This window comes from Pseudomonas sp. P7759, from assembly GCF_013386445.1.
In the GTDB taxonomy this organism is placed as follows: domain Bacteria; phylum Pseudomonadota; class Gammaproteobacteria; order Pseudomonadales; family Pseudomonadaceae; genus Aquipseudomonas; species Aquipseudomonas azotoformans_A.
In genome coordinates this window covers 314933-340652 of record NZ_JACART010000006.1, presented here as the reverse complement: position 1 = coordinate 340652, position 25720 = coordinate 314933, and the positions used below count along the sequence as shown (strand labels likewise).

The following is a 25720-nucleotide window of genomic DNA, read 5'->3' as shown; positions in this document are numbered from 1 at the left end:
ACCCAGCGAGACCTCGATAAAAGCGACCTGTGGCGACCGGGTTTTGCACCCAGGCGACAGACGGTCAGCCGTAGCGCTTCTGCCCCCACGCCAACAAACCTTGCAACAATTGCTTGAGCACCACCCGCGTCGGCTCGGCCAGATCCGCTCGATACCGGAACGGCTCGAACTCTTCCATGTAGGCGCTCTGGCACAGCTCCAGCTGCACCGCGTGGATATCCTGGGCCGGGTCACCGTAATGCCGGGTGATGTGGCCGCCCTTGAAGCGCCCGTTCAGCACATGGGTGTACTGCGGATGCGCCGCGCAAATAGCTTCCAACTGGCTGGCAAGCTCCGGATCACAGGCGGCGCCATTGAAGGTGCCGAGGTTGAAGTCCGGCAGCTTGCCGTCGAACAGGTGCGGGATCACCGAGCGGATCGAGTGCGCATCGAACAGCAGCGCGTAGCCGAACTCGGCCTTGAGCCGTGCCAGTTCCTCCTGCAGGGTGCGGTGATACGGGCCCCAGACCTTTTGCAGGTAGCTTGCGCGCTCGGTCTCGCTGGGTTCCAGGCCTTCTTGGAACAACGGCACACCGTCGAACAACGTGGCCGGGTACAGGCCGGTGGTGGCGCCCGCGTACAGCGGCTTGTCGTCGGAGGGACGATTAAGGTCGATGACGAACCGCGAGTACTCGGCCGCCAGGGTGCTGGCGCCCAGTTCTTCGGCAAAGTCATACAGCGTGGGGATGTGCCAGTCGGTGTCCGGCAGGCTTTGCGCCTCGGGGATCAACCCCGCCTCGACAGCAGGCGTCAGGCGCAGACCCGCGTGGGGCATGCTGATCAGCAGCGGCACACGGCCTTGTTTGAAGTTCAGAACCTTATCCACGAACAGTACTCCTCACACAGTGACATCGACGCCGTGGCGTACGACGCGTTTATCCAGCTCGCCGCCCAGCCAATAGGCCAGATCGGCGGGACGATCAATCTGCCAGGCGACGAAATCCGCGACCTTGCCCACTTCCAGGGAGCCGTGGGTATCGCCCATGCCCAGTGCGGTCGCCGCATGTTGAGTGGCGCCCGCCAAGGCTTCTTCCGGGGTCATGCGGAACAGCGTGCAGGCCATGTTCAGCATCAGGCGCACCGACAGCGCCGGCGAGGTGCCGGGGTTGAGGTCGCTGGCGATGGCGATCTTCACGCCGTGCTTGCGCAGGGCGTCCATCGGCGGCAACTGGGTTTCGCGCAGGAAGTAGAACGCGCCCGGCAGCAACACCGCGACGGTGCCAGCAGCAGCCATGGCGATGGCGTCTTCTTCGGTCATGAACTCCAGGTGGTCCGCCGACAGCGCCTGGTAACGCGCCGCCAGGCTGGAGCCGTGCAGCGACGAGAGTTGCTCGGCGTGCAGTTTCACCGGCAGGCCGAGTTGCCGGGCAACCTTGAACACGCGCTCCACCTGCTCGGTGGAAAACGCCAGGTATTCACAAAACGCATCCACCGCGTCCACCAGCCCTTCCGCCGCCAAGGCCGGCAGCATTTCGGTGCAGATGTGCTCGATGTAGTCGTCGGCGCGGTCCTTGTATTCCGGCGGCAACGCGTGGGCCGCCAGGCACGTGGCGCGCACGCTGACCGGCAGCGCTTCACCAAGGCGACGGGCGACGCGCAGCATTTTGCGTTCGTTGGCCAGGTCCAGACCGTAGCCGGACTTGATCTCCACGGTGGTCACGCCATCGCGTAGCAGACTGCGCAGGCGTTTTTCAGCGCTGGCAAACAGCTCATCTTCCGTCGCCGCACGGGTGGCGCGCACGGTACTGGCAATACCGCCGCCCTTGGCCGCGATCTCGGCGTAGCTCACGCCTTCGAGGCGTTGCTCGAACTCGCCGCTGCGGTTGCCGCCGAACACCGTGTGGGTGTGGCAGTCGATCAGCCCGGGGGTGACCCACGCGCCTTGCAGGTCATGCACCTGGGCGTAATCCGCCGTGGGTGCCTGGCTGCGGGGGCCGATCCACTCGATGAGCGAACCGACGGTCACCATGGCGGCATCCTCGATGATCGAGTATTTGCCCTGTGCCATGGTTGCGACGTGGCAGTGTTGCCAAAGCGTTTTCATCAACGCCTCCCTAGATTAACGATGAGACAAAGCCGGGTCGTAATGGACCTTGGCCGCTTGCCCGGCAGCGGGCTTGACCCACAGCAGGTAAGCCACCACCAGCAGAACGATCCACACAGCACCGACCAGCAAAGCGGCCTGGGTGTCCGGGAAGTAACCCAGCACGCCAAACACGAACAGCATGAACACAATGGCGGCCGCCGGCGCATAGGGCCAGAACGGCACGGGGAATTTCAGTTCGGCCACCTGCTCTTTAGTCATCGAACGGCGCATGGCGACCTGGGTGAACAGGATCATCAGCCACACCCACACGGTGGCGAAGGTGGCAATCGAGGCGATCAGCAGGAACACGTTTTCCGGGATCAGGTAGTTGAGCACCACACCGCCGAGCAGCGCCGCGCCCATCACCACCACGGTCATCCACGGCACGCCGTGTTTGGACAATTGCGCAAAGCCTTTGGGTGCCTGCCCTTGCTGGGCCAGGCCGTACATCATGCGGCCGGCGCCGAAGATGTCGCTGTTGATCGCCGAAACCGCCGCCGAGATCACCACGATATTGAGAAGGGTCGCCGCCGAGCCGATGCCGAGGTTGCTGAAGATCTGCACGAACGGGCTGCCTTGGCTGCCGATCTGCGGCCACGGATAGATGGCCATCAGCACAAACAGGGTCAGCACGTAGAACAACAGGATGCGCAGCGGCACGGCGTTGATCGCCTTGGGGATCACGCGCTGTGGGTCTTTGGCTTCACCGGCGGTGATGCCGATGATTTCGATGCCGCCAAAGGCGAACATCACCACCGCGAACGAGGCGATCAGGCCGCCAATGCCGTTGGGCATGAAACCGCCGTGAGCCCACAGATTGCTGAGGCCGCTGGCCTGGGTTTCACCGGCCGAATGAATGCCAAACAGCATGATGCCAAACCCGCCGAGGATCATCGCCACAATGGCACCGACCTTGAGCAGCGACAGCCAGAACTCCATTTCGCCAAACACTTTGACGTTGCACAGGTTCAGGCCGCCGATCAAAAACACAATGCCGAGCACCCAGACCCAGCGCGCGACGTCGGGAAACCAGAAGCCCATGTAGATACCGAAGGCGGTCACGTCGGCCAGGCAGACGATGATCATTTCAAACGCGTAGGTCCACCCGAGGACAAAGCCGGCCATAGGGCCAAGGTAAGTGCTGGCGTACTGGCCGAAGGAGCCGGAAACCGGATTGTGCACGGCCATTTCGCCGAGGGCACGCATCACCATGAATACGGCGGCGCCGCCAATCAGGTAGGCCAGCAGCACGGCGGGACCGGCCATCTGGATGGCGGAGGCGGAGCCATAGAACAGCCCGGTGCCGATCGCGGAACCGAGTGCCATAAAGCGAATATGTCGGGCGCTGAGCCCGCGTTTCAATCCTTTCTCTTGCTGGTGCATTTCTCTTCCCTAGTTATTTTTATCCCGAGAAAATTCCGACCCTGTCGCCTGACAACTGTAGTGAGCGGGCTTGCCCCGCGCTGGGCCGCGAAGCGGCCCTGAAGTTGCCACCGCATTTCTTCAGGCAGAACGCGGCGGCAGTTTTTGGGGCTGCTGCGCACCCCAACGCGGGGCAAGCCCGCTCACCACAGGGAGCATGCCGTCCTCTGGATCGGTTACAGACTCGGCAGCAGCTTGGCCGGCACCAGCTCATTCAGGCAGCGGCTGGCGAGCAGTTCGCTGGCGGCGTTGATGTCCGGTGCGAAGAAACGGTCCTTCTCATAGAACGCCACTTTGTCGCGCAGGATCCCGCGCGCTTTTTCCAGCGCAGGCGAGGTTTTCAGGCCTTCGCGCAGGTCCAGGCCCTGGCACGCGGCCAGCCATTCCACGGCGAGAACGCCACGGGTGTTCTCGGCCATTTCCCACAGGCGCTTGCCCGCAGCGGGGGCCATGGACACGTGGTCTTCCTGGTTGGCCGAGGTCGGCAGGCTGTCGACGCTATGGGGATGGGCCAGCGCCTTGTTTTCGCTGGCGAGCGCGGCGGCAGTCACCTGGGCGATCATGAAGCCGGAGTTCACACCGCCATTGCCCACCAGGAACGGCGGCAATTGCGACATGTGCTTGTCCATCATCAGCGAGATACGACGCTCGCTGAGCGAGCCGATTTCAGCGATGGCCAGTGCCATATTGTCGGCGGCCATGGCCACCGGCTCGGCGTGGAAGTTGCCACCGGAAATCACGTCGCCTTCGGCGGCAAATACCAGCGGGTTATCCGACACGGCGTTGGCTTCTACCACCAGCACCTCGGCGGCCTGGCGGAACTGGGTCAGGCACGCGCCCATGACTTGTGGTTGGCAGCGCAGCGAGTACGGGTCCTGCACCTTGTCGCAGTTCTGGTGCGACTGCGACACCTGGCTGCTTTCGCCCAGCAGGTGACGATAGGCCGCCGCCGAATCGATCTGCCCACGCTGGCCGCGTGCGGCATGAATGCGTGCGTCGAAGGGTGAGCGCGAACCCAGCACTGCTTCCACGGTGAGCGCGCCGCATGCCAGGGCGCCGGCGAACAGGTCTTCGCCTTCGAACAGGCCACGCAGGGCATAGGCGGTGGACACTTGGGTGCCGTTGAGCAGCGCCAGGCCTTCTTTGGCGGCGAGGGTCAGCGGCGTCAGGCCGGCGACTTTCAGCGCTTCGGTGGCTTCCAGCCATTCGCCCTTGTAGCGTGCCTTGCCTTCGCCCAGCAGCACCAGGGACATGTGCGCCAAGGGCGCCAGGTCGCCGGAGGCACCGACCGAACCTTTCAACGGAATATGCGGGTACACCTCGGCGTTGATCAGCGCGATCAGCGCGTCGATCACCTGGCGGCGGATCCCGGAGAACCCACGGCTGAGGCTGTTGACCTTGAGCACCATGACCAGCCGCACCAGCGCATCGCTGATCGGCTCACCGACGCCGGCGGCGTGGGACAGCACCAGGGAACGCTGGAGGTTTTCCAGGTCTTCGCTGGCGATGCGGGTCGAGGCCAGCAGGCCGAAACCGGTGTTGATGCCGTAGGCGGTGCGGTTCTCGGCGAGAATCTGCTCCACGCAAGCAACACTGGCGTCGATCTGCGCCGTGGCGCTGTCATCCAGACTGAGGGTTACCGGCTGCTGGTAGATGGCTCGCAGTTGGGCAAGGCTCAGTTGGCCTGGAATCAGGTTTAGCGCAGTCACATTCATACTCCTTTTGAATTGTTCTTTTGAATAAGGCTTCAGTGCAAATTTGGTAAGTCGGTGCTTTTGAGCAGTTGGGCAGCGGCCGCAATGTCCGGCGCCAGCCAGCGGTCCTGCTCGTAGGCCGGGACCACTTCACGCAACAGGCGCCACGCGCGGTCGGTGCCGGCGCCGAAGCGCTGGTCCTTCAAGAATTCGAACGCCTGGGCCGCCAGCAAGTACTCGATAGCGAGGATCTGCGTCACGTTGGCCAACACCTGGTGCAGCTTGAGCGCGGCATTGGTGCCCATGCACAGGTGGTCTTCCTGCAGGCCCGAGGTGACGAAGTTGTCGAGCACCGCCGGTTGCGCCAACTGGCGGTTTTGCCCACACAGCGAAGCGGCGACGTACTGCACGATCATCATCCCGGAGTTGACCCCAGGGTTGCTCACCAGAAACGCCGGCAAGCCACTGACATGCGGGTTGATCAGGCGGTCCAGGCGACGCTCGGCCACCGAGCCGATTTCGGCCATGGCGATTGCCAGCATGTCCGCCGCCAGTGCCACGGATTGTCCGTGGGGGTTGGCCTGGGACACCACGCGGTAATGGTCTGGCGTGCCGAGTACCAGCGGGTTGTCGGTGGCGCTGTTGAGTTCGGTCTCGATCTGGCGCGTGGCGTGTTCCACCTGGTCGCGGGCTGCACCGTGGATCTGTGGGATCGAACGGATGCTCAAGGCGTCCTGGGTGCGAATGCCCTTGCTGCTGGCGATCACTTCACTGCCATCGAGCAACGCGCGCAGGTTGATGCCGACGTGTTGCATGCCTGGGTGCGGTTTTAAGGCGATGATCTCTTCGTCAAACGCGTCGATCTGGCCGCGCTGGGCTTCAAAACTCATGGCACCGATCACGTCGGCCCATTGCAGCAAGTGATGGGCATCGGCCAGGGCCAGGCAGCTCAGGCCGGTCATGCACGGCGTGCCGTTGACCAGGCACAGGCCGTCTTTGGCGCCGAGCACGACCGGATGCAATCCTTCCGCGCTTAAGGCCTCTTGAGCCGGAACGATGCGGCCTCGGTAACTCACATTGCCCACGCCCAACAAGGCCACGCCCACATGGGCCATGTGGGTCAGGTAACCCACCGAACCCTGGGACGGCACTTGCGGTGTGATGCCATGGTTGAGCAACGCCAGCAACGAGTGCACCACCTGCGGATGCAGGCCGGATTTGCCGTGGCTGTAGTTGATGATCGCCGCGCAGATGATCGCGCGGGTCTGCTCGTCACTCAGCACCGGGCCAACGCCACAGGCATGGCTCAGCAAGGTATTGCGCGACAGCTGGCTGAGTTGTTCGCCCTTGAGCGACACATTGCACAGCGCGCCCAGGCCGGTGTTCACGCCATAGGCGCGCTCACCGCTGGTGACGATGCGTTGCACGATGGCCTGGGCATTGTCGATGCGTGCCCAGGCCTGGCCCGAGAGTTCGAGGACCGCACCGTGGCGGGCGACGGCGACGACGTCCTGCCAGCGCAACGGCGTATCGGCGAGGGTGATTTTTGTTGCCTGGGACATGGTTGACCTCTTCAATTCAAACCACCGCCGCCCGCCGCTGAACGAACCGATCCACATATTCATCCGCCGGCGAATGCAGGATCTCCCGAGGGGTGCCGACCTGGATCAGCTTGCCGTCCTTGAGGATCGCAATGCGGTTGCCGATGCGCACGGCCTCGTCGAGGTCGTGGGTGATGAACACGATGGTTTTGTGCAGGGTCTTTTGCAGCTCCAGCAACTGGTCCTGCATCTCGGCGCGGATCAGTGGGTCGAGTGCACTGAAAGCCTCGTCCATCAGGATGATGTCGGTGTCCGCCGCCAAGGCGCGGGCCAGGCCGACGCGCTGGCGCATGCCGCCGGAGAGCTGGTGCGGGTATTTGTTTTCGTAGCCCTTGAGGCCCACGGTTTCGATCCAGTGCAGGGCGCGTTCGGCGCAGACCTGCTTGGTTTCGCCACGTACCTTCAAGCCGTAGGCGACGTTGTCGAGCACGCTCTTGTGGGGCAGCAGGCCGAAGCTCTGGAACACCATGCTGATCTTGTGTCGCCGGAATTGGCGCAGGGCTTCCATGTCCAGTTGCAGGATGTCTTCGCCGTCCACCAGGATCGCGCCACTGGTGGGGTCGATCAGGCGGTTGAAGTGGCGCACCAGGGTGGACTTGCCGGAACCCGACAGGCCCATGATCACGAAGATCTCGCCAGTGCCGATGCTCAACGACAAATCGTTCACGCCGACCACGCAACCGGTCTCGGCCAGCACCTGGTCCTTGGTCTTGCCCTGGCCGATCAGCGACAGCGCATCCTTGGAGCGGGCGCCGAAGATCTTGAAGACGTTTTTAACTTCGATTTTGCTGACAGTAGTCATTTGCTCGCCTCATGCCGTGGACGACCATAGGCCTGGGTAATGCGGTCGATGACCACTGCGAGAATCACGATCGCCAGCCCGGCTTCGAGGCCACGGCCGACGTTGAGGGTCTGGATGCCGACGAGCACGTCTTCACCCAAGCCTCGGGCGCCGATCATCGAGGCGATCACTACCATCGACAGCGCCATCATGGTGGTCTGGTTGATCCCGGCCATGATGCTCGGCAAGGCCAGCGGCAGTTGCACGCCGAACAGTTGCTGCCAGCGGTTGGCACCAAAGGCGTTGATGGCTTCCATGACTTCGCCGTCGACCTGGCGAATACCTAAGTCGGTGAGGCGGATCAGCGGCGGCGCGGCGTAGATCACGGTGGCGAAAATCGCCGGGACCTTGCCCAGGCCGAACAGCATCAGCACCGGAATCAGGTACACGAAGCTCGGCATGGTCTGCATGATGTCGAGCAGCGGCATCAGCACCGAGCGCAGGCGATTGCTGCGTGCGGACAGAATGCCCAGCGGCACGCCGATCAGCACCGAGATCACCGTGGCGACCATCATCAAGGCCAGGGTCTGCATCAGCTTGTCCCACAGGCCAACCGCGCCCACCAGGAACAGCAAACCGACGATCACCGCCGTGGTTACCACCTTGCGGGTGGCGTGCCAGGCGACGCCGCCGACGATGGCCAGCATCAGCCACCAGGGCGCTGCGCGCAGCAGCCCTTCCAGGTTGACGATGGCCCATAGCAGGGTGTCGGAAATGTGCCGGAACACATCACCGTAGTTGGTGACCAATGAGTCCACCCAACCGTTGACCCAGTCGGCGATGGAAAACGTAAAACTCTCAGGAAACATATCGTGCTCTCGATCCAGTGGGTTGTGGCCAGGCGCCCGGCTGCCCCTCAGGGTAGCCGGGCACGCTTGACCTACAAGGCCGCGTCGATTTTCTTGGCTGCGTCGTCGCTCACCCAGGCGTGCCAGACTTCAGGATGTTCCTTGAGGAAAATTTTCGCCAGTTTTGGCGACTCAATTCGCTCCTTGGCCATGCGACCCAGGTTCTGGTTCAGCAGGTCGATCGGCAGGTTGACCTTTTCCAGCACGGCCACCAGTTCCGGGGCTTGCTCGTGGAAGGTCTTGGACAGGCCGACCTTGATGCTCACGCTTTTATCCACACCGGGTTTTTCTTCCAGCTTGACCAGGTCGACCTGACCCATCAGCGGGGTTGGCGACCAGTAGTAGAACAGGATCGGCTCGCCGCGCTTGTAGCTCGACAACACCGCCGCATCCAACGCCGGGCCGGTGCCTGGGCGGAAGTTGGTGTAGGAATTTTCCAGGCCATAGCTTTTCAGCATTTCGCTGTTGTCCAGCTCGCAGGTCCAACCGGCCGGGCAATTGTAGAAACGGCCTTTGGAGGGCTCTTCCTGGTCCTTGAACACCGCAGCGTACTTGGCCAGGTCAGCAATATTTTTCAGGTCCGGAGCCTTGGCTTCCAGCTTGCGCTTGGCATCGCCTTCGATCACATAACGCGGCACGTACCAGCCTTCGATGGCACCGACTACCGGGGCGCCGACGCCGACGACTTTGCCGGCCTTCTCGGCCTTGTTCCAGACTTCACTGCGGCCCACCCACTCTTCGGCAAAGACCTGGATGTCGTTGCTGCTCAGGGCGTTTTCCATGGTGATGGAGTTGCCCGGCAGGCTGTCGGTTTTGCAGTCGTAGCCTTTTTCCAGCACGGTTTGCAGGATGTCGGTGAGCAACATGCCGCTTTCCCAGTTCAGGCCTGCGAATTTCACCGGCTTGCCGGATTCGCACCAGCCGGCCGCCTGGGCGCCAGCGCTTGCCAGCAAACCTGCAGAGAGCAGGGTGGCCATCAGGGTCTTATGCATTTTCATTGTTGTGACGCTCCCAATCTTGAAATGGATTACGGCAGTCAGTAGGCATCCTGCCCTGTCCACGTCCCATCAGGCTTGTGCCGCCAGCCCGGTTGTTGTTGGTATAGCGCCCTGCTCTGTTGGCAGGATCAGTTGATCGGGCACCGTGCCGTGCCATTTTTTCGCACACAGGTAATACAGCGCTGCCGGCAGTACCAGACCGATGATCCAGGAAATGTCCACATCACCCAGCGCGGCCACCAAAGGACCGGTGTAGAACTTGGTGGAGATGAACGGCAGTTGCACCAGCACGCCGAACACGTACACGCTGATCCCCAGCAGGTTCCAGCGACCGTAGCGACCGTTCGGATCGGCCAGCGCCGGTACGTCATAACGCTCACGGGTGATGCAGTAGTAGTCCACCAGGTTGATCGCGCTCCAGGGCGTGAAGAACGCCAGCAGGAACAGGATGAAAGACTTGAACGCACCGAGGAACGAGTGCTGGCCGAGCAAGGCGATCAAGGTCGCGGTGCCGACAATCGCCAGCACGAACACCAGGCGTTGCAAGCGCGTGACCTCCAGGCGGCCACGGAAGCCGCTGATGATGGTCGCGATGCACATGAAGCTGCCGTAGGAGTTGAGCGTAGAGATGGTGACCTTGCCGAACGCGATGCTGAAGTACAGCAGCGCCGCAGTGGCCCCAGTGCCACTCAAGCCGACGATGTAGGCCACTTCATGACCGGCGAATTGCCCGTTGGACATGGCCGCGGCAAACACGCCGAGAACCATCGCCACCTGCGCGCCAATCACCGAGCCGGCACCGGCGGCGAGAAAGGTTTTTACCGAAGAGGTCTTGCTCGGCAAATAGCGCGAGTAGTCCGCCACGTAAGGGCCGAAAGCGATCTGCCAGGACGCCGCAAGCGACACCGCCAGCAGGAAGCTGCTCCAGCTGAAGTGGCGGATCTGCAGGAGTGCGCCAACGTCGGTCTGGCTCATCAGACGGCTGAACAGGTAGACAAAGGCGATCACGCCAATGACGCTGGCGACACGACCGATGAAATGGATTACCCGGTAACCCAACACCGTGACCAGCACAATGACACTGGCGAAGATCAGGATGCCGATGCTGTCGCTGACCCCGAACAACTGGCCCAGCGCCTGACCGGACAATACCGTGCCGGTGGCGGTGAAGCCGAGGTACATCAGGCACACCAGCACGATCGGAATCGCCGCGCCGTACACGCCAAACTGCACCCGGCTGGAGATCATCTGCGGCAGGCCCAGCTTGGGCCCTTGCGCCGCATGCAACGCCATCACACCGCCACCGATCAGCTGACCGACCAACAGGCCGATCAACGACCAGAACACATCACCGCCCAGCACCACGGCCAAGGCCCCGGTAACAATCGCGGTGATCTGCAGGTTGGCACCCATCCACAGGGTGAACTGGCTCAATAGACGACCGTGTCTTTCCGCTTCCGGGATGTAGTCGATCGAACGTTTCTCGATCAACGGGGTGGTGTCATTTGCAGCCATGGGTGTTCAACCTCTGATGGATTGTTGTCAGGGTGGTGCTGGCTTACTTGATCATCGGCAGGTTCAAGCCCTGCTCCTTGGCGCAATCAATCGCGATCTGGTAGCCGGCGTCTGCGTGACGCATCACCCCGGTGGCCGGGTCGTTGTGCAGTACGCGGGCAATACGCTCGGCCGCTTCGTCGGTACCGTCGCAGACGATGACCATGCCGGAGTGCTGAGAGAAGCCCATGCCCACGCCGCCGCCGTGGTGCAGCGAAACCCAGGTCGCGCCGCTGGCGGTGTTGAGCAAGGCGTTGAGCAGCGGCCAGTCGGACACGGCGTCGGAACCGTCCTGCATGGCTTCGGTTTCGCGGTTCGGGCTGGATACCGAACCGGAGTCCAAGTGATCACGGCCGATCACCACCGGTGCCGACAGCTCGCCGCTGCGTACCATTTCGTTGAACGCCAGGCCGAGCTTGGCGCGCTGGCCCAGGCCCACCCAGCAGATACGCGCCGGCAGGCCCTGGAAGCTGATGCGCTCGCGCGCCATGTCCAGCCAGTTGTGCAGGTGAGCGTCGTCGGGGATCAGTTCTTTGACCTTGGCGTCGGTCTTGTAGATGTCTTGTGGGTCGCCGGACAGCGCCGCCCAACGGAACGGGCCGATGCCACGGCAGAACAGTGGGCGGATGTAGGCCGGGACGAAACCTGGGAAGTCGAAGGCGTTTTCCACGCCTTCTTCCTGGGCCATCTGGCGGATGTTGTTGCCGTAGTCGAAGGTCGGGATGCCTTGTTTCTGGAATTCCAGCATGGCTTTGACGTGCACGGCCATCGACTGCTTGGCGGCCTTGATCACAGCAGCCGGCTCGGTCTTGGCGCGGGCGCGGTATTCGTCCCAGGTCCAGCCGGCTGGCAGGTAGCCGTTGAGTGGGTCGTGGGCGCTGGTCTGGTCGGTGACCATGTCCGGGCGCACGCCGCGCTTGACCAGTTCCGGCAGGATTTCCGCCGCGTTACCTAGCAGGGCAATGGAGATGGCCTTGCCTTCTTTGGTGTACTTGGCGATACGCGCCAAAGCATCGTCGAGGTCGGTGGCTTGTTCGTCGACATAACGGCTGTTGAGGCGGAAGTCGATGCTGACCTGCTGGCACTCAATGTTCAGCGAGCACGCGCCGGCGAGGGTCGCGGCCAAAGGTTGCGCGCCGCCCATGCCGCCGAGACCGGCGGTGAGTACCCAACGGCCAGTCAGGTCGCTGTTGTAATGCTGGCGACCGGCTTCGACGAAGGTTTCGTAGGTGCCTTGGACGATGCCCTGGCTGCCGATGTAGATCCAGCTGCCAGCGGTCATCTGGCCGTACATGGCCAGGCCCTTGGCATCCAGTTCGTTGAAGTGTTCCCAACTGGCCCAGTGCGGCACCAGGTTGGAGTTGGCGATCAGTACACGCGGGGCATTGCTGTGGGTCTTGAATACGCCGACCGGCTTGCCGGATTGCACCAGCAGGGTTTCGTCGTCATTCAGGTTGGTGAGGCTCTCGACGATCTGGTCGTAGCACTCCCAGTTGCGCGCCGCACGGCCGATACCGCCGTACACCACCAATTCTTTCGGGTTCTCGGCCACTTGTGGGTCGAGGTTGTTCATCAGCATGCGCAGCGGCGCTTCAGTCAGCCAGCTTTTGGCGGTGAGCTTGTTACCGTGGGCGGCACGGATTTCGACGTCGCGGTATTTTGTAGGCTTGGCTTTAGAAAAATCGGTCACTGCTGGACTCCTCGGCACGATGCGCGAACATGGATGGTGCGAAGGAGAGTCTTACGCACACATCTTTACTTGTACATACAAGCATATGCAATCAAGCGGCCAACTTTAGAAAGGCGTCGTCGGGATTTTTCGTGGAGGGGTGTGCAAGCCTTGGAAATTGAGGCTTTGAGGCTTGATGAAATTTCTTGCAGACGTTTCTTGCCGGGAGAGGGGTTTGTCACCACAACGCAGCGTTGCGCCGCATTGGGGCATTCGGTAACAAAATGGTGCGCACGGTTGGGAAGCGAGGGTGGGCATGCGTAGCAGTGAAATAGCGCGCCTGGCCTGCCAGGCAAAAGGCGCGTCCCAACGACGATTTTTCTGAGTTATCTGTAGCCCAGTAAAAACGGATTTTTTCGTATATTCAGTGGTTTAGAGTCGGCTTTCACACACCCAACACCCTGGAAGACTTATCGTGACCACTCTAAAACGGGCAGGCATCTTTATCGTACTCATGGCGACAAGCATGGCTTCAGTCCAGGCCATTGCCGCCACCTTTACTGCGACCCTTGATAAAACAGGAAAAGTTACTGCGCAGTCACCCAAGTGGATCAAGGACGTGAAACTCACCGCCCAACCTGATTACTTCTCCGATTACAAAGTCAGGTTTGTGCCGGGAGTGTTCAAGGACGCGCCACGGTTTTGCACCGTGTCGGTGACGGACGTCAGCTCCAATGATCACATCTTCTACGGCCACGCCAAGTTGGGGAGCGTCCCGGCGATCAACTACGTCAACGTTTTAACGCTGAAAGTGGGAGACAACAAACCCGCGGGCGATTCTTCGATGGGCTTTCAACTGATGTGCGTTAAGTAAACCCATCTCTCCATACTGGCTGAGCGCCGGTCATACAAGCGCTCAGCGGTTGCTCAGTTCGATAACACAACAGCGACCGCTCACGGCAACCTCCAGCAGGTCAGTGTTACCGTCCACTTGCAGGCAGTCGTGATGGCCAAGTTTCTGGTCCAGCACCTTCACTTCATCCGCAACACTGAACACCAGCACCGTCTGCGCGGTGCTGAAGAAGCGCTGTTCGCCATCGATCCATTGCAGCCGTGCGTGGTAACGCTGGGGCGAATAGATCAGGTTGAAGTCGCGGATCGGCCCGGTAATCAAACGGCATGACACCTGGCTGTCACCCTTGAACGCAAAAGCTTGCAGCGGCAGCAACCCGCGTTGTTCTTCGCCGTCTACGGTCAACACCATGCCAGCGCCCTGGATCACGGTGATCACGCGCTGGTAGCCGGCAAAGGTGGAGAAGCCGCCGGACTCAGCGATATCCGCAATCGACAAGCGCCAACCAAAGCCATCCAGCCCTGTACCGGCATCACGGGTGATTTCTTCGGTGCTGCCGCCGCCGTTTTTCCAGGGCATGCGTACGTAATCGGCGGCGCGCCAGACTTTTACGGAACTCATTTACTGAAACGTCCTTCCAGGCTGTGACGGGAACCGGGGTGGATCAAACGCGCGGCGGTCACCGGTTGGCGACCCGACCAGGTGCGTCGGCGAATCAACAGGCACGGTTCGGTGGGTTCGATCTGCAGCAGCTTGCACTCGGCGGCGTCGGCAAGGATGGCTTCGACCACGTGCTCGCCTTCGGTCAGTGGCGCCACCTGGTTCAGGTAGGCATACGGCGTTTGCTGGGTGAAATCCTGTTGAAGGTACTCCGGCGCGACCAGGGCATTGACGAAACGGTCTTCGATTTGCACGGGAATATCGTTTTCGAAGTGAACGATCAATGAATGGAAAACGCGCCCGCCTTCACGCATCTCCAAGGCGACGGCGCGCTCGGAACCGGCGGCCTCTTCGCCCAGGTGGATGACCTGGCAAGTATGCCGATGACCGCGGGAGGCGATCTCATCGGCAATGTTGTGCACTTCGAACAGGGCTGACTGGCTCTTGGGCTCGGCGACAAAGGTGCCGACACCTTGCATGCGCACCAGCAAACCTTCAGCGGTGAGCTCGCGCAGGGCGCGGTTGATGGTCATGCGGCTGAAACCCAGCTGGCTAACCAGTTCGCTCTCCGACGGCACGCGGTAATGGGGCGGCCAGTTGCCGTTGAGAATCTGCTGGCTGATCATTTGTTTGACGCGGGCATACAAGGGCGCCGGACTTTCGTCCATGTGGGCAGCCAGCGAAGACTTGGCAGGCGGAGTCGGCACAGGGAATCCTTGCAGGGGGAAAAGATGCATAGATTGCCGGAGTTTACCGAGCAGGCAAACGTCTGTATATGTATATACAAATAAACACACGACCGGGGTGCCTTGATCATGTCCGCTTTCTTTGCCGAACGCGCGCTGCTGCCTAATGGATGGGCCAATGATGTACGTCTTGAAGTCAGCGCCGATGGGCGGCTGACAAAGGTTGAGGCCAACGCCAGCGCAGAGGCTGCCGAACGGCTGAGAGGACCGGTTTTAGCAGGTATGCCGAACCTGCATTCCCATGCGTTTCAACGCGCCATGGCGGGTTTGGCGGAAGTTGCCGGCAACCCGAATGACAGTTTCTGGACCTGGCGCGACCTGATGTATCGCATGGTGGGCAAGATCAGCCCGGACCAATTGCAGGTGATCGCGCGCCAGCTGTATATCGAGATGCTCAAGGCCGGCTACACGTCGGTGGCCGAATTCCACTACGTACACCATGACGTCAGCGGCCAGCCGTATGCCGATCGCACGGAACTGTCGCGACAGATCAGCCAGGCAGCGGCCAGCAGCGGGATTGGCCTGACACTGCTGCCCGTGCTTTACACCCACTCCGGGTTTGGCGGCCAGGCGCCAAATGAAGGCCAGCGGCGGTTTATCAACAGCACTGAAAACTACCTGGACCTGCAGGCGCGGTTGAAACCCCTCCTCGCCGCACAACCGGCGCAGCAGTTGGGGCTGTGCTTCCACTCGCTGCGCGCAGTCACGCCGCAGCAAATCAATGATGTGCTGGCCGCCAGCGACAAGGCGTGCCCGGTGCATATCCACATCGCCGAACAGCAAAAGGAAGTCGATGACTGCCTGGCCTGGAGCGGCAAGCGCCCGCTGCAATGGCTGTATGACAATGTTGAAGTGGATGAACGCTGGTGCCTGGTGCACGCCACTCATGCCGATGCGGATGAAGTCGCACGCATGGCCAAGAGCCGCGCGATTGCCGGCTTGTGCCTGACCACCGAGGCCAACCTGGGTGATGGGATCTTCCCGGCGGTGGACTTTCTGGCCCAGGGCGGACGCATGGGTATCGGCTCCGACAGCCATGTGTCATTGAGCGTGGTAGAAGAGCTGCGCTGGTTGGAATATGGTCAGCGCCTGCGCGATCAGCGGCGTAATCGTTTGTATCGCAGTGATCAGCCGATGGTCGGCCGTACGCTGTTTGACGCCGCGCTGGACGGCGGTGCCCAGGCGTTGGGCCAGCCGATTGGTCGGCTGGAAGTGGGCAAGCGTGCGGATTGGATAGTGCTGGATGGCAATGATCCCTACCTGGCGACGGCGACTGAGGATGGGATTCTCAATCGCTGGTTGTTTGCGGGCGGCGATCGGCAAGTACGGGATGTGCTGGTGAACGGAAAGTGGGTGGTGCGCGATGGGCGGCACGCTGGCGAAGAAGACAGCAATCGCGCATTCACACAAGTCCTGAAGGACCTACTCGGTTAAAACTGTGGGAGCGGGCTTGCTCGCGAAAGCGGTTCGTCAGCCAATACATCTGCCGACTGATCCACCGCTTTCGCGAGCAAGCCCGCTCACACATTTTAGTCCGCGTTTATTCAGGGTTATTGCGAGGTCTTCGCCATCTGCTTGTCCGACGTGCGCCAGATCAACCGCGTGGTGTCATACCCCTGCTGCCGCGCCCTGCTCAGCAGGTCTTCGCGGGTGTCCGCACTGACCGTCGGCGTGCGCGACAATATCCACATGTAACGCCGGCTCGGGCTGCCCACAATCGCGGTCTTGTAGTCATCACTGACGTACAGCACCCAGTAATCGCCCTTGGCGACGCCCGGCAACAGCGCGGTGAACCAATTGTTGAATTCCACCCAGAGCTTGTCGGTCTTGCCAGGCACTTGCGGGGTGGCGGTGCCCTTGGCTTCTTCCCACTTCCATTCGGTCGTCAGGCAGCGGTTGAACACCGACATGTCGCCATCGGGCAACAAGGTGTAGCGGGCTTCGGACTGCGCGCAGTTGCGCTGGAAGTACATCGGCAATCGAGCCAACTCATACCAGGTGCCCTGGTAACGCTTGAGATTGACGTTGCTCGCTGTCTTGGGTTGCAGATCATCGCCAGAATGGCTGGCGCAGCCCGCCAAAAACAGGCTGGCACAAAGGAACAAAACAAAACGGATCATTCTTCTTCTCCCGCAGGCTCTCGCCCCGGTTTACTTCAGGCCTTGCCCGGAAAACATCAGAACCTTGTCACCGGCATATTGAACGCTGATAAAGCTGTTTTTATCGCCCCAGGTGCAACTGGACATGCCCAGCGCGCCGGAGCAATCGGTTGGCTTGCCCAGCAACGACTCCACTTCAGCCTTGGCCATGCCAGCCGACAATTTTTGATAATTTTCTTGGTTGACCTTGCTGCAAGCGGCCAACAGCACGCAAAAAGCCAGCAAAGCGAGACGGCGTAACGACATGGAAAAACTCCTGGAGGGACGAAGCAGCGTGGGTATCTGCCAGAAGCTTAGAAGGGAAAAGAGGTGTCTGGTTCCCGATGAGCGAAAACAAAAAAGCCCCGAAAACGCTGAAACGTTTCGGGGCTTCTTCAAGGGTGAACCGGCTCACAACAACGCCAGCCACTTATCGCATCACGTTACTTCTTGTGATACGCCGTCACCCGCTCAACTTCTTCCTTCGAACCCAGGAACACCGCCACACGCTGGTGCAGGCCTTCAGGCTGGATGTCGAGAATGCGCTGGTGGCCGTCGGTGGACGCGCCGCCGGCTTGCTCAACCAGGAAGGACATCGGGTTGGCTTCGTACATCAGGCGCAGTTTGCCTGGCTTGGACGGCTCGCGGCTGTCGCGTGGGTACATGAACAGGCCACCACGGGTCAGGATACGGTGCACGTCGGCAACCATCGCAGCGACCCAGCGCATGTTGAAGTTTTTCTTCAACGGGCCTTCTTCACCGGCCATCAACTCGCCCACGTAGCGGGTCACAGGTTCTTCCCAGTGGCGCTGGTTGGACATGTTGATCGCAAATTCCTGAGTAGAAGCAGGAATGGTGATGTCTTCGTGGGTCAGTACGAAGCTGCCCATTTCGCGGTCCAGGGTGAAGCCCTTGACGCCGTCGCCCAAGGTCAGCACCAGCATGGTCTGTGGGCCGTAGATGGCGTAGCCGGCAGCAACCTGTTGGGTACCTGGCTGCAGGAACGCTTTCTCGTTCAGCGGCTCGTTCTGGCTCAGGTATTCGTTCGGGCAACGCAGTACCGAGAAGATCGTACCAACCGGAGCGTTGATGTCGATGTTGGACGAACCGTCCAGTGGGTCGAACACCAGCAGGTAGGCGCCTTTCGGGTATTTGCCGGGGATCTGGTAGGCATTGTCCATTTCTTCGGACGCCATGCCGGCCAGGTGACCGCCCCATTCGTTGGCTTCAAGCAGGATCTCGTTGGAGATCACGTCGAGTTTTTTCTGCACTTCGCCCTGCACGTTTTCGGTGCCCATGCTGCCCAGGACACCACCCAGTGCGCCTTTGGACACGGCGTGGCTGATTTCCTTGCAAGCACGCGCCACCACTTCGATAAGGAAGCGCAGATCGGCAGGCGTGTTGTTGCTGCGGGTCTGCTCAATCAAATAGCGACTCAAGGTAACGCGGGACATGTAAGGCTCCGGAAAAGGGGGGGCTTGAAAACCCGCGCAGTTTAACGCGAGTCGGGGCGTATTTCCTCCTATCAGAGGATTTAAACCCAATAGAGTTCATGGACTTTATTTAACGTGCCACCGGCGGCTTGCGCAGCAAACTGTAGGCCATGGCGCCCAGTGCCGCCACGCCGAGCAGCAACACGGCCCAGAGGCCGAGTTTTTTCCAGTCTGTTGCGGTATCGGCAGCGGGCGCGACCGCGGGCGGCGCAGTGGCGATTTCCCCGGTGACCGTTGCCTGCCCCAACGTCTTGAGACGCTCGGCGCTGTAGTCGGGGATCAAGGTCGAGAGCGGGAGGTTCGCCGCCTTGGCCGACGCATTGCCCAGCGCCAGGATGAACGGCGGCTCGCCCCGCGCCAGGAACACCAACTGCGTAGCACGCACCGCAAAACGCAGCGCCGGCGCCTCGCCCCCCAGGCCGCCACCGCGCTCATCGACGGTCAACTTGAGTTCGGCAACCGTCTGGCCCGGCAGCTGCAATTCATCCTGCACCACGTCCCGACCATTCTGGGTCAGGCGATACAGCACGCCATTGCTCAGGGGCTGCCAGGCCTGCTGGCTGTCCCTGCGCCCCGCCAGCGTCACGGGCGCCAAGGTGTTGGGTTGTTTCAACTCGATGCGCAGCCGCTCAAGACTCAGCCCCGTGGGCAACTGCCAGCTGTATTCCCCGGCCTTGAGCCGCGTGCCCGCCAACGGTTGCGACCATACCAATGGCAGGGGCAAGTGGCTGCGGGTGGCACTCACCAACTGGGCAGAGGTCAGCAATGGCGCGGCCTGGCCTTGCCAGACCAGGCGCAAGTAACGCGCCGATTGCCCCGGCAGGCTCACGTCATGCTGCTCGACCCGTTCGTCGGCAAATGACAAGCGCGCCACTTGCCCATCGCCCCAGGCTTGCCAGTGCTGCAAGTCATCACTGGCTTCAATGCTGAAACGCTGGAAGCCTTCTTGCTCATGGCTCCAGTCCAGGCTCAATTGCTGCAAAGGCGCCTTGATTGCACTGGCGTCCAACACCCAGCCGCGCAGCACTTGCTTGCCGGGTTTGGGCGCAGAGGATGGCGTGATTTCCACCAGGGTGCCTGTGGTGGTGGCCTTCATCACCACGTCGGGCAAGGCTTGCTCGGTATCGGCAGCGTACAGCGGGAACCACTTCACGTCGGTGACGTTGCGAGTCTCGGAGCGTTGCGCGGACTGACGCGACAACGCATAGGCCTGGGGTTCACCGGCAGCGTTGAATACCCGCACATCGCTGAGATCGGCCTGACGTGCACTTAGTTGAACCGCCAATGGCAGCTCCAGGCGATACCAGGGACCCGTGCCGCTCACGGCCAGCGGCACCTGGGTGGCGAAATCGGCCGGACGTTCTTGAGCAAACGCCGCCGAGCACAGCATCCACACCGTCAACCCACTCAGACTCAGCTTGCCCATCAAGAAGACGCTCCCTCAGTTTCAACGCGTTTGGGCGGCAGCGGCGCAAAGTAGCCCACCACCAGCAACAAACCGCCCACGCCGATAAACGACACGATCCGCGCCAAGCCGCCACGATTGCTCAGCTCGACAAAGAACAGCTTGGCCACCACCACCGCAATCAGTGCCGCACCGATCAGCCACACTTCGCGGCGATGGCGCAGGTGGCCGCCGATCATCAGGCCGAGGGCGATCAGGGTCCAGACGATCGACAGGCCAGCCTGCACCAACATGGACTCCAGCAGCGCATCCAGATAAAACGGCACGCCGCCCCAATGGTGGGCTGTGCGCATCACCAGCGCAGTAAAAAAGGCGAACAGCGAAATGCCGGCCACGCCCTGGGCAATCAGCTCGACACGCGGCCCACGCTCCGGCGCCACACTGCGCGACCACAGGTAAATGCCCAGCAGCGCGAACAACAAGCCCAAGTCCAGCGGGTTGAGCAGCGGCACATAGGGCAGCGGCTTGGCCGTGCCGTCACTGAAGATATTCGCCAGCCAGAACCAACCGAGCATCAGCACCGCCAGCGGCAACGCGGCGAGCACGCGGTATTCCCTTGGATATGCCGAAACGGGCCACGGCCAACTGCGCGGCGCGGCGGCCAGCACCAGGTACAGGCTTGGCAGGATCGCCCAGCCCAGCCAGCGCCAGGCGTTGTATTCGCTCGACAGCACCAGCAGGCCATAGCGCAATTCCAGCGCCAGCACGCCGATCAGCATCCAGCAGCCCAGCACATGAGCCGCGCTCAAGACTTTTCCAGGCACCAATGCCGTCAAACGCCGCAGCGAGATGAAATGCACCACGAACACCGCCAGCCAGGCCAGCCAGCCGAACTGCGCGGCCGGGTGGTAATACTCGGTCCACGCGCCCCACAACACCAGGCCCGCCGCAGGCATCAGCAACGTGCTGGCGATACCCAACGCCTCCCAGCGCAAACGCGGCGCCACTGCCGCCCAGATCACCCCGCTCAGCGCAGCCGCCAGCAGCAACAGCGGCGCGTGCAACGCCGCAGGTGCCAAGCGCCACACTTCAATGATCACCGCCAGCGCCCACCACGCCACGCCCCAGGCCAAAAGACCTGCGGACAAGCGGCCACGGGGTAAGCGCCAGGCGCCGAGCATTGCCGCCAAGGCAATAATCATCGGCGTCCAGGCATTGTTCACCGGGTCGAGGGCAAACAGCGCGCCCGCAAGCACTTGCACAGCAACGCCACAGCGCACCATCACTGGCGAGCCGATACGCTGGCCCGCCCACACGGTCGCGAGGCCAGCAACTGCCCAACTGACGATGCTGCCTTGGGTCGAAAACAACAGCGGCGCCAGAAGGTAGGCGCAACCCAGGCCGAGTACGGCGAGTGCCGGAGCGCCGATGCGCTCCCAACGCCGGGTCTGTTCCGGCGCGGCTTTGTGTAGTTGATAAAAGCTGAACAACAATGCCGCGCCCAGCAACAACGCCCCTAGTGGAGGCCCCTGCAGCAACGTGTCCTGGCCATCGCGCAGCTCGCTGAGGAAGGCGAACAGCGAACCCAGTTGCAGCAGCAAGGCGAACGCCCGCGCCACGGGGCGATGCTGGCGTAGACCGAGCCAGAAGATCCCGGCGCCTTCGACAGCCCACGCCGCAGCCGTCCAGCGCGCATCGAACCCCAAGGGGATGGCCAGGCTGGCGAAGATCACGCCCAGGGCCAGACAGGTTTCCGTCAGGAGCACGGCGCGCCCGCCACTGAGTACACGCGCCAAGACCATGTAAAGGATGCCCAGGCCCAGCGCACTGAACGCAGCGGCGAACTCAAGGTGTTGCACCAGCGCGAACTGCAAGCCAAAGCCCACCAGCGGCGGGCCGAACAACAAGGTGCCGTCGACATAGTCGCCTTTGCGCCATTGCGCACCCAGGCTGTCGCCCTCGCCCGCCTCCCGCAATTTACGCCGGGCGTACAACAGGCCGATGGCCAGGTACATCGCGAAAAACAGGATCAGGAACGGCTCGGTGCTCCACAACAGCTCCGGGGTGTAAGAGCGCATGCCCCAGGCGAAACCGATGCCGAAGGTGCCTACAAAACCGATCACGTTCAGAAGGCGCCAGGCTTTGAACCAGGCAATCACGAGAATGCCGGCGTTGAGCAACGCAAAGTAGCTGAACAACGCCACATGGCTTCCGGCGCCGGTCGACACCAGGATCGGCGCCGCAAAACCGCCCAACGCTGCCGCACAGGCCAGGCCGAGCGCATCCTGGGCGATCGCCAGGATCGCTGAAAATACCGTGACGGCAATCAGCAAGCCCATCGCCGCGCCGGGATCGATCAGCGGATGCAAACGCATCGCCGCAAATACTGTGAGGTACAACACCGCAATACCCGCACCTTGCAGCATCAAGCCGTAGTTGCTGTTGCGCAGCCGCAGCCACCAGCCCAGGCCCAGCAGGCCCAATGCAGCGGCGGCAACACCGGCGTACCGCAGCTCGATCGGCACCACCATGCCTTCAGTGGCATAACGCAGCAGGAAGGCCAGGCCGAGGAATAACAGCACCACGCCGACGCGCAGCACGGTGTTGCCGCCGAGCAGCCAATTGCGCGCGCCGTCGATGGCGCGTTCGATCAGGTTCGGGCCGCGAGGGGTTGCGGGTGCTTTAGGCGTCGGCGCTGGCGTCCACACGTCATCCAACAGCGGCTGGCTTGGCTCAGGGACCAGGGCAACGGGTGCCAATTCGGCAGGCAGCTCCCACACCAATTCGGGCGACTTGGCGACAGGTGCCGATTCAGGAACAGAGGGTTCAACCCTCATGCTGCTTGCAGGCGCAGGGACTTCCAACTGCCGCAGGCGTTCGCCCAGCGCAATCAGCGACTTCTGCGTGGTTTCCAACTGACGCGCCTGCTGGTCCGCCTTGGCCGACAGCTGCGTCAGGCGAATCGCCTGGCCAATGCCCAACCCCAGCAGCGCACCGATGCCCGCATCACTGAACGACTCGTCGAGCGTCCAGCCGAGCACCAGGCCAATCAGCATGAAAATCCATTGCATGGTCGATATCCCTAAGCAAACCGAGGCCTAGTATATCGACAAGGCCCAACAGAGGTTGGGCCTTGGGGCACAGATCTGGAAAACTCAGTCGAGGGCTTTCCAGATCTCGGTCGCGTACTCCCTGATCGTACGATCCGAACTGAACCAGCCCATACGCGCCGTATTCAGCACCGCCGAACGCCACCAGGCCTTGGAATCATGCCAATGCGCCTCGACCCGCGCCTGGGCGTCCCAGTACGAATCGAAGTCGGCACAGACCAAAAAGCGGTCGTAGTCGATCAGCCCATCGATCAACCCTACGTAGCGGCCCGGATCATCCGGCGAGAACACCCCGCCCCGGATCGCTTGCAGCACGTCGTTCAACCGATGAGAGGCCGCGATATCAGGACCCGCATTGAATTCACCCGCATGCTTGCGGGCTTCCACCTGCTGCGCACTGAGGCCGAAGATAAACATGTGCTCGGCGCCCACACGCTCATGCATTTCCACGTTGGCGCCGTCCATGGTGCCGATGGTCAGCGCGCCGTTGAGGCCGAATTTCATGTTGCTGGTGCCCGACGCTTCGAAGCCGGCAGTGGAGATCTGCTCCGACAAGTCCGCCGCCGGGATGATGCTTTCCGCCAGGCTGACGTTGTAGTTGGGCAGGAACACTACCTTGAGCAAACCGCGCACGGTCGGGTCGTTGTTGACCGTTCGGGCGATGTCGTTGGTCAGTTTGATGATCAGCTTTGCCTGGTGATAACTGGCCGCCGCCTTGCCGGAGAAGATCTTCACGCGCGGCACCCAGTCGGTGCCCGGTTCGGCGCGGATCGCCTGGTACAGCGCCACGGTGTGCAGCAGGTTGAGCAGTTGACGCTTGTATTCGTGGATGCGCTTGACCTGCAAGTCGAACATCGCCGCCGGGTTGACCGCAATGCCCAGGCGCTCATGAATGATGTCCGCCAGCGCCCGCTTACTGTGCAAACGCTGCTCGGCAAAGGCCTTGCGGAACGTCTGTTTTTCGGCAAATGGCTCAAGCTCCACCAGCCGTTCTTCGGGCTTGTCGAGAATGTCCGGGCCGAGCGCTTCCACCAGCATGGACGTGAGCTTGGGGTTGGCCTGGTACAACCAGCGACGGAAGGTAATGCCGTTGGTTTTGTTGTTGATGCGCTCCGGGTACAGCTTGTGCAGCTCGGAGAACACGGTGCTGCGCATCAATTGGGTGTGCAAGCCGGACACACCGTTGACGCTGTGGGAACCGAGGAACGCCAGGTTGCCCATGCGCACGCGGCGGCCGTTGTCTTCTTCGATCAGCGACACGGCGCGCAGCACGTCAAAGTCATGGATGCCTTTGGCGCGCAGCGAATCGATGTGTTGGGCGTTGATCAGGTAGATGATCTGCATGTGCCGGGGCAGCATGCGTTCCATCAAGCCTACAGGCCAGGTTTCCAATGCCTCAGGCAACAAGGTGTGGTTGGTGTAGGAAAGGGTTTCGACAGTGACATCCCACGCGGCTTCCCATGGAATGTCGTGCAGGTCCACCAACTGACGCATCAACTCGGCCACGGCGATGGACGGGTGGGTGTCGTTGAGCTGGATCGCAGCGTGTTCGCCCAGGCTCAGCACCGAGCCGTGCATGTTCTTGTGGCGGCGCAGCAGGTCTTGCAGGGAGGCGGCGACGAAGAAGTATTCCTGGCGCAGGCGCAGTTCCTGCCCTGCTTCGGTGCTATCGGCCGGGTAAAGCACTCGGGAGATGCTTTCGGCACGCGCTACTTCGGCGACGGCGCCCAGGTGATCACCGGCGTTGAAGCGTTCCAGGTGCAGGTCTTCCACCGCACGGGCACGCCACAGGCGCAAGGTGTTGACGCTTGCGCCGCGCCAGCCGACCACCGGCGTGTCATAAGCGATGGCGCGCACGGTTTCATTGGGGGTCCATCGCTGAACCATCTTGCCGGTGCCGTCATCCAGGGTTTCGACGCTGCCGCCAAAGCCGATCGGGTACACCACTTCAGGGCGTTCGAATTCCCAGGGGTTGCCGAAGTCCAGCCAGTGTTCGGTCTGCTCCTGTTGCCAACCATCGACAATCGCCTGGCGGAACAGGCCGTGTTCATAACGGATGCCATAGCCGTGGCCGGCCACACCCAGGGTCGACATGCTTTCCATGAAGCACGCCGCCAGGCGGCCCAGGCCACCGTTGCCGAGCGCCGCATCGGGCTCCAGCAGGCGGATGCGCTCCAGGTCGACGCCCAACTCCGATAGCGCTTCGCGCGCAATCTCCAGCACGCCGAGGTTGCTCAGGCTGTCATAGAGCAAGCGGCCGATGAGGAATTCCAGGGAAAGGTAGTAAACCCGCTTCTGGCCTTTGCGGTAGATGCGCCGGGTGTGGTCCATCCAGTGATCGACCATCTGGTCGCGCGCGGCCAGGGCAATGGCTTCAAACCAGTCGTGGTCGAAGGCGTGATCCGGGTCCTTGCCCACCGCGTAGGTGAGTTTGGTCAAGACGGCATCGCGAAATGCGGCTACCTCTGCTTCTCGTGCAAGTGGTTCCTGAGACATCAATTGCGACCTCGGGCGAGATAGAAGGAGTTGCTAGAGCCTAGACGGTCTGACAGACGGTAGACGC

Annotated in this window: 20 protein-coding genes; 2 read left to right on the top strand and 18 right to left on the bottom strand. The window is 61.8% G+C overall.

The features are described 5' to 3' along the window. Positions 1–64: 64 nt before the first annotated feature. The 10 genes from hutG to hutU form a co-directional block, all read right to left on the bottom strand. A complete protein-coding gene (hutG, locus tag HX823_RS07540) occupies positions 65–865 on the bottom strand; it encodes an N-formylglutamate deformylase (protein WP_177074550.1) in 801 nt (266 codons plus the stop codon). A 12-nt stretch (positions 866–877) separates the two neighbouring features. After that, a complete protein-coding gene (gene hutI / locus HX823_RS07535) occupies positions 878–2083 on the bottom strand; it encodes an imidazolonepropionase (RefSeq protein ID WP_038844757.1) in 1206 nt (401 codons plus the stop codon). 15 nt (positions 2084–2098) lie between these two features. Continuing rightward, positions 2099–3508 (bottom strand): amino acid permease, encoded by a 1410-nt coding sequence (locus tag HX823_RS07530; RefSeq protein WP_177074549.1) that lies wholly within the window; start codon positions 3506–3508, stop codon positions 2099–2101. 215 nt (positions 3509–3723) lie between these two features. Then, positions 3724–5262, bottom strand: coding sequence for a histidine ammonia-lyase (gene hutH, locus HX823_RS07525; RefSeq protein ID WP_152514709.1), 1539 nt, complete (start codon positions 5260–5262; stop codon positions 3724–3726). A 32-nt stretch (positions 5263–5294) separates the two neighbouring features. Continuing rightward, positions 5295–6803 (bottom strand): histidine ammonia-lyase, encoded by a 1509-nt coding sequence (gene hutH, locus HX823_RS07520; protein WP_177074548.1) that lies wholly within the window; start codon positions 6801–6803, stop codon positions 5295–5297. A 16-nt stretch (positions 6804–6819) separates the two neighbouring features. Next, the gene (locus HX823_RS07515) at positions 6820–7644 is read right to left on the bottom strand and encodes a glycine betaine/L-proline ABC transporter ATP-binding protein (protein WP_050572407.1); all 825 of its coding nucleotides are present in this window, start codon (positions 7642–7644) and stop codon (positions 6820–6822) included. Continuing rightward, on the bottom strand, positions 7641–8492 hold the full coding sequence (locus tag HX823_RS07510; protein ID WP_010213842.1) for a proline/glycine betaine ABC transporter permease: 852 nt from the start codon (positions 8490–8492) through the stop codon (positions 7641–7643). The genes HX823_RS07515 and HX823_RS07510 overlap by 4 nt, the downstream gene beginning before the upstream one ends. A 71-nt stretch (positions 8493–8563) precedes the next feature. Then, positions 8564–9529 (bottom strand): ABC transporter substrate-binding protein, encoded by a 966-nt coding sequence (locus HX823_RS07505; RefSeq protein ID WP_038844753.1) that lies wholly within the window; start codon positions 9527–9529, stop codon positions 8564–8566. A gap of 69 nt (positions 9530–9598) precedes the next feature. Further along, positions 9599–11044, bottom strand: a complete 1446-nt coding sequence (locus tag HX823_RS07500) for a cytosine permease (protein ID WP_038844751.1) — start codon at positions 11042–11044, stop codon at positions 9599–9601. A 43-nt stretch (positions 11045–11087) separates the two neighbouring features. After that, a complete protein-coding gene (gene hutU, locus HX823_RS07495) occupies positions 11088–12773 on the bottom strand; it encodes a urocanate hydratase (RefSeq protein ID WP_016979142.1) in 1686 nt (561 codons plus the stop codon). 454 nt (positions 12774–13227) lie between these two features. Between hutU and HX823_RS07490 the strand changes: the two genes are divergently transcribed. Then, positions 13228–13626 carry a hypothetical protein gene (locus HX823_RS07490; RefSeq protein ID WP_156487790.1) on the top strand — a complete coding sequence of 133 codons (399 nt, stop codon included), beginning with the start codon at positions 13228–13230 and terminating at the stop codon, positions 13624–13626. 42 nt (positions 13627–13668) lie between these two features. Here HX823_RS07490 and HX823_RS07485 read toward each other — a convergent pair whose 3' ends face one another. Beyond that, a complete protein-coding gene (locus HX823_RS07485) occupies positions 13669–14226 on the bottom strand; it encodes a HutD family protein (RefSeq protein WP_033897716.1) in 558 nt (185 codons plus the stop codon). Then, entirely contained in the window at positions 14223–14933 is a 711-nt protein-coding gene (gene hutC / locus HX823_RS07480) for a histidine utilization repressor (RefSeq protein WP_232920667.1), read from the bottom strand. Before hutC ends, HX823_RS07485 begins: the two co-directional genes overlap by 4 nt. Positions 14934–15080: 147 nt before the next feature. Here hutC and HX823_RS07475 point away from each other — a divergent pair, with 147 nt between their 5' ends. Next, complete coding sequence (locus HX823_RS07475; RefSeq protein ID WP_177074547.1) at positions 15081–16445, top strand: formimidoylglutamate deiminase; 1365 nt, start codon at positions 15081–15083, stop codon at positions 16443–16445. 116 nt (positions 16446–16561) lie between these two features. On the opposite strand, the gene HX823_RS07470 is transcribed toward HX823_RS07475, so the two are convergent. The 6 genes from HX823_RS07470 to HX823_RS07445 all read right to left on the bottom strand — a co-directional run bounded on the left by HX823_RS07470 (position 16562) and on the right by HX823_RS07445 (position 25653). Next, positions 16562–17131 carry a lipocalin family protein gene (locus tag HX823_RS07470; protein ID WP_038841684.1) on the bottom strand — a complete coding sequence of 190 codons (570 nt, stop codon included), beginning with the start codon at positions 17129–17131 and terminating at the stop codon, positions 16562–16564. 30 nt (positions 17132–17161) lie between these two features. Next, on the bottom strand, positions 17162–17416 hold the full coding sequence (locus HX823_RS07465; RefSeq protein ID WP_033897714.1) for a lipoprotein: 255 nt from the start codon (positions 17414–17416) through the stop codon (positions 17162–17164). Between the two features lie 176 nt (positions 17417–17592). Beyond that, on the bottom strand, positions 17593–18603 hold the full coding sequence (locus HX823_RS07460; RefSeq protein ID WP_033897713.1) for a class 1 fructose-bisphosphatase: 1011 nt from the start codon (positions 18601–18603) through the stop codon (positions 17593–17595). 109 nt (positions 18604–18712) lie between these two features. Then, complete coding sequence (locus HX823_RS07455; RefSeq protein ID WP_177074546.1) at positions 18713–20068, bottom strand: DUF3999 domain-containing protein; 1356 nt, start codon at positions 20066–20068, stop codon at positions 18713–18715. Next, the gene (locus HX823_RS07450) at positions 20068–23118 is read right to left on the bottom strand and encodes a DUF2339 domain-containing protein (protein WP_177074545.1); all 3051 of its coding nucleotides are present in this window, start codon (positions 23116–23118) and stop codon (positions 20068–20070) included. The genes HX823_RS07455 and HX823_RS07450 overlap by 1 nt, the downstream gene beginning before the upstream one ends. 84 nt (positions 23119–23202) lie before the next feature. Next, positions 23203–25653, bottom strand: a complete 2451-nt coding sequence (locus HX823_RS07445; protein ID WP_177074544.1) for a glycogen/starch/alpha-glucan phosphorylase — start codon at positions 25651–25653, stop codon at positions 23203–23205. Positions 25654–25720: the final 67 nt, after the last annotated feature.